Origin of the sequence: Microcystis sp. M53602_WE12, from assembly GCF_030065455.1 — a bacterium.
Classification (GTDB): Bacteria; Cyanobacteriota; Cyanobacteriia; order Cyanobacteriales; family Microcystaceae; genus Microcystis; species Microcystis aeruginosa.
Genome location: NZ_JASJFB010000386.1, coordinates 1 through 5,063, shown reverse-complemented (window position 1 = coordinate 5,063; position 5,063 = coordinate 1). Strand labels below are relative to the sequence as shown.

Sequence of the window (5,063 nt, the reverse complement as noted above, 5' to 3'; positions counted from 1 at the left end):
CTTTATAGTTATTTCAAATAAGAACGAGACGCTAGGCGACACAATAAGTACGAATAATTTCATCAAGGGATGTACCCACAGGAGCATACATTCTCGCTCTCTTTAATGCACTAAAATCATGCTCGATATCATTTAAGTCAGGAGAGTATGTTGGCAAAAACACTACCTGATGACCTGCTTCCTCTACCAGTTGTCTAATCACTGTCTTCCGATGAATTGGTGCCTTATCCATAATTAATATTGATGTCATGGTTAAAGAGGGCAATAAATATAAAGATAACCAGCCTTCAAAGCCTTCCGCAGTTAGGCTTCTCGTAAATATCATTGGTGCAATCAAGTCTTTTTTCCCCTTTCTTCTCCCAGCGACAAGGTTCTCTCTTTTTCCTCGTTTTCCTTGTCTATCTCCAAAGACTTTCTTCCCTTTTTTTGACCAGGCATAAAGACAGTCTTGAAATTCTTCAAACCCAGCCTCATCAATAAATACAAGGCTTTTACCACCATATATTTTAATCAATTCTCTCAGGGTTTTATAATATTTTATTCTTTCTTCTCGGTTTCTTTCTCTATAACGAAGTTCTTTCTTTTTTCTGGTGATTTCCATTTTTTTAAGGCATAGCAAATGGCACTTGGTCTCACTCCAAACTTCTCGGCTCTATCTCTTAATCTTGCTTCGGGATTTTCTTGGACATCTCTTTCTAGTGCTTTCCAGTCCAGCTTTCTCTGACGGTGTTTTACCTTTGTTGCTGACCCTTCTTCCCTACTCAGCCATCTATATATTGTTGCTCTCCCTATCTTAAATAGAGCGGCAGCTTTAGTTATGCTTCCTCCATTCTCTACATAATCGATTACCTTTTTTCTCAAGTCTAGACTATAGGACATTTTTCTGTATGGGTTGCTCGTTTCTCCTTATTTTACCTTATTTTTCACTTGTCTCACAATTATTTGAAATGACTATAATTGCTAGATTGTTCGGTACAATCGGGAAGATCGCCGATTGGCTCATTCCAGAAAAATGGATCGATGAGACATTAACTTTGTGCGATCGCCTAGCGGAAAAATGGCAAGAAGAGTGGGATCAATTGAAACACCTAGCCGGAGTTGACTGTAGTTTAGACTAAATGAGAAACCTAAAAAGAAAAAAGAGGAAGAATCAAGCAAAATAGAGAGAAAATAAAAGATGTTAAAGAATTTATCCTCTCTCTATGACCAAATATAACAGATATACCAGATTTCGCCAAGATACCTACCAACTGTTAGGTAATGCCAAAGATGCCACCTTTGACTTAATGGATAGCATCATGACCACCAGAAATGCCTATTGCTTGGGAGACTTGTCACTGTCCCCTTTCTTCAGAAGGAAATGGCATAGTACATACGAAGCTCTTGAAGATTGTCGTCCCAACCGAAACCAGTTAATGAAAAGGTATGTTCAGGAAATACCAGAACTGGAGTATGTTTTGTTAGCAATAGATCATACAGCATGGGAATTGAAGGATGCTAAAACGATGAAAGATAGAGGCTATCAACATAGCGCGGCATCAAAAAATGGAACAGTATTAGGACAAGGCTATAGCACCATTGTCTGGCTACCCGAAGGGGAAAGAAGTTGGGCATTACCCTTAAGACATGAAAGAATCACATCCTTTGAAACACCGATATCTAAAGCCAAATGGCAACTCCAAGAAGTCTGCAAAACAATTCAACAAAAAGTTTTGGTAGTATTAGATTGTGAATACGGCAATAGTTCATGGGTAAATCAAACAGCAGATATCCAAGCAAGTAAACTGATGAGAATCCGCTCTAATTGTTGTCTATATGGCGAACCAGAAGCTTATGGGGGTAAGGGAAGACCGAAAAAACATGGCAGACAATTTAAAATCAATGACGAATCCACATGGTGGCCAACCGACGCAACAGTGGAAATCAATGACCCGAAACTCGGATTAATCCGAGTGAGTCAATGGCAACAGTTACATTTTAAAACAGCTTCTCAGCAGAAATTAAGTCTAATTAAAGTGGAAAGGTTGAATCCTAAAAAAACGGGAGAGGCACATCGCCCCTTATGGTTAATTTGGGTAGGAGAGGCATTTTTATCCTTAGAAAAAGTTTGGTCACAATATGCACGTCGTTTTGGAGTTGACCATTGGTATCGCTTTGCCAAGCAAAGATTACATTGGACTTTACCTTCTTTAAGTACACCTGTTCAATGTGAGAGATGGAGTGATTTAATGCCGTTGATGACTTGGCAATTATGGTTAGCCAAAGATTTGGTAGCAGATTATCGTCTTCCTTGGCAAAAACCGCAAACCCTATTAACTCCTGAAAGGGTAGCACAGTCTCTGTTTTCCCTTTTGATAGAGATTGGTTCGCCCGCTCAACCACCTAAAACTAGAGGAAAGTCTCCCGGCTGGGAAAAAGGGAAGACTCGCAGTAAAAGAAAGACCTATCCTACTGTGAAAAAACGACATTCAACCCCTAAAAAATCGGCAACAAAAGCATCCTAACTCTACTTTTTGCTTCAAGATTTTTGATTTCAGCTATTTTCATAAGGCTGGATTATTTTTAGGCAAATTTTTTAGTCTAAACTACAGAGTTGAGAAAGATCACGATTGGCAACAAGTCTCCTTAGCAGATTGCGATCATTTAGCGAAGAAGGTGCAGCAAAAAACCCTGACAACTGCTGAGGTGGAAGGGACAATTGCCGGTTTGATGGGAGTTATCGGAGTAATTGGCGAAATCCCACTGTCAATAGTTCAATCTCTGCAAACTATTCAGAGAATTGGCTTGTGTTATGGTTACTCGACCACAACGGAACAGGAGCGGAATTTTGCTTGGATTATCTTAGCAGCAGCTACCGCCCAAACTCCAGAGGCTAAATGGCAAGCGGTGGATAATTTGAGAGACAGTCACACGCAATTTTCTCGCCAAGCTTTTGACAATTTTCTCACTGAAATCGGCGACAAAGGTGCAATCTCGCTGGCAGCTGAAACGATTTTCCAGCAAGCTACTATCTATTTAGCTCCCAGTTCAGTAGGTGGGGCAATTCCTTGGTTAGGTGCTATCTCTAGCGGCGTTGGTTTGAGTTTCTTCCTCAATCAAGTGGCGGATGCCGCTCGCCGTGCCTATCAAATGCGTTGGCTGCTGGATAATCAGAAGCTTTCTTTGGCTCTAGCGAACTGAAGAACTGAATTGCTCCTAAAAATTGGGTTGGCGTTGAAAGCGTAAAAGGATAGGTATAGCTAACCCAATGGGAATAGCTAAAGTCATTAAAAAAGCTTTTGTCATCATGCCTAGGGTGGTGGCAAGTAATAAAGAACTGGCATTCTCTGGTATGGTCATAATCTGAATTAAGCCGCTTGCTGCTTGAAAAGCAAAGATTCCTGGTACTATTCCCACTACCGCCCCAAAAGCGATTACAGCCGGTGGCGCATGAAAACGATTAGAAAAATAAAGCGCCATTGTCCCAACAACAGCAGAAGCAATTAAATTACCCCAAATAATACCGGGTCCATGGTCAATACACAACCATCTTACCCCATGTCCCACCATGCCACAGACAATGCAAGCCCATAACATTTTCGGCGGCACATTAAAGAAAATGGCGAATCCCATAGCCGCTAATCCCGCAAAAATAACATCTTCAAATAGAGGTAAGGGAGAAACAGGATTACTGACAGGTAGTAAGGCGTTTGTAACCGTTGTCGAGAGAAGTAAACCAAAGGCGATTGAACTAAGAATTACTAAACTATACTCTAGACGTGCCATGCCCATGGGAATATGATTCTCGACTAAATCTAAGACTCCATTAATCAGATGAACCCCCGGTACTAACATCATCGACGGGATGAGAAAACAGATATTAGGAGTAGAACTCCATCCCAGTGGGCCTGCCACTCCCCCGATACATCCCCCCAAAAAAGCAGCTAGAAAATTAAGTAAAAAAGGATTAAAATGCCTTTTCCCCAGTTCTTGTCGTAAGATAACGCCCACTGCCGTAGCAATTCCCGTAATCACAAAGGAAGCCCAGTCTCCCTGAAAAATACGGGCTAAACTTGCCCCTGTAAGGCCTAACATCAGAATAATGAACCAGCGAGGGTAATAAATAGGGGGATATTTATCGATCTTTTCTAATTTCTGGATTAACTCAGTCAAGGTTAAACGATTTTGCTGAAACTTTTCGATCGATAAAAAAACCTGAGTAATTAAAGCCATATTAACGGCAATGCTGGTGATGGGGCGACTAAAGTGTGAGGAATATTCATTTTCACTCTTTACGGTTAGTTTAATGGCTTCATATTCACAATATACCCGGACTTCTACCCCGAATTTTTCCGCTAATTGTTGAATGGTTTGATGCACTCGTTCGGTGGTGGTACTGTGCTGCAATAAGATGCGGCCAGTTAAGAGCATCAGGTGAAAATAATCAGGAAAAGACGGAGATTTAGGGGATAAATAGGATTTTGAGGTCAAAGGATCGCACTCCACTCTGGTTTTTCTCCTTTTTGAATCGGCCAATCAGAAATTAGATGGGTGCGGCTCTTTTAGAAGGACGTATGGCAAGTCAAACAAGCATCGCTGTGTGTCTTGAAGTAGTAGAACAACAAGCTTGAATCACAGTTGTGAGCAAAGGAACACCATCTTGATACAAAGCCCGATGATGCCGTTGATGCTCTTGCTGTCAATGAAAGTGCCAATAATCAGGCCAATCACCGCTAACCTGAAGGGAGCGAAGACGTAAAACCGCCTCAGCACCCTTGAGACTCCATCTCGCCCCCGTAATAGACATCTCCAAAAATTATAACCCAGTCACAGCTTGCTTTTAGCTTATGTACTAATTAGGGTTTGCGGCAAAAAGTTTTTCGTGGGGGCAGGGTGTGGGGTGTGGGGTGTGGGGTTTTACCCATTTGCAGGGGGTCAATTACCTAATTTTCTGGGAAAAAGTGCCTAAATTTCCCCCCCGATCACCCAAATGTCTGGCACTTTTTGATGGGAAAAAAGTCTAAAAGTCTTATACAACAAGGTTTTTAGATTTATTCAGCCAACCCTATACTAAATCTGGTTAT

Annotated in this window: 4 protein-coding genes and 2 pseudogenes; 3 read left to right on the top strand and 3 right to left on the bottom strand. The window is 41.3% G+C overall.

Translation table 11 applies throughout. The features are described 5' to 3' along the window. Positions 1 to 31 precede the first annotated feature (31 nt). Positions 32 to 879, bottom strand: a pseudogene (locus PX482_RS13200) (IS630 family transposase). 68 nt (positions 880 to 947) lie between these two features. Here PX482_RS13200 and PX482_RS13195 point away from each other — a divergent pair. The 3 genes from PX482_RS13195 (at position 948) to PX482_RS13185 (ending at position 3,180) form a co-directional block, all read left to right on the top strand. Continuing rightward, the gene (locus PX482_RS13195) at positions 948 to 1,118 is read left to right on the top strand and encodes a hypothetical protein (RefSeq protein ID WP_288024261.1); all 171 of its coding nucleotides are present in this window, start codon (positions 948 to 950) and stop codon (positions 1,116 to 1,118) included. Between the two features lie 84 nt (positions 1,119 to 1,202). Then, on the top strand, positions 1,203 to 2,504 hold the full coding sequence (locus tag PX482_RS13190) for an NF041680 family putative transposase (RefSeq protein ID WP_002756753.1): 1,302 nt from the start codon (positions 1,203 to 1,205) through the stop codon (positions 2,502 to 2,504). Continuing rightward, complete coding sequence (locus tag PX482_RS13185; protein ID WP_353852428.1) at positions 2,467 to 3,180, top strand: EcsC family protein; 714 nt, start codon at positions 2,467 to 2,469, stop codon at positions 3,178 to 3,180. The genes PX482_RS13190 and PX482_RS13185 overlap by 38 nt, the downstream gene beginning before the upstream one ends. Before the next feature lie 15 nt (positions 3,181 to 3,195). Here PX482_RS13185 and PX482_RS13180 read toward each other — a convergent pair whose 3' ends face one another. Both PX482_RS13180 and PX482_RS13175 read right to left on the bottom strand, forming a co-directional pair. Beyond that, entirely contained in the window at positions 3,196 to 4,470 is a 1,275-nt protein-coding gene (locus tag PX482_RS13180; RefSeq protein ID WP_223212943.1) for a threonine/serine exporter family protein, read from the bottom strand. Positions 4,471 to 4,561: 91 nt separating this feature from the next. Then, positions 4,562 to 4,786 (bottom strand): annotated as a pseudogene (locus PX482_RS13175) (ISKra4 family transposase); the annotation flags it as partial. Between the last annotated feature and the right edge of the window lie 277 nt (positions 4,787 to 5,063).

Bases quoted from the DNA above. Each gene is read 5' to 3' on its own strand.
- PX482_RS13195 (WP_288024261.1), top strand. From the start codon at position 948: ATGACTATAATTGCTAGATTGTTCGGTACAATCGGGAAGATCGCCGAT.
- PX482_RS13190 (WP_002756753.1), top strand. From the start codon at position 1,203: ATGACCAAATATAACAGATATACCAGATTTCGCCAAGATACCTACCAA.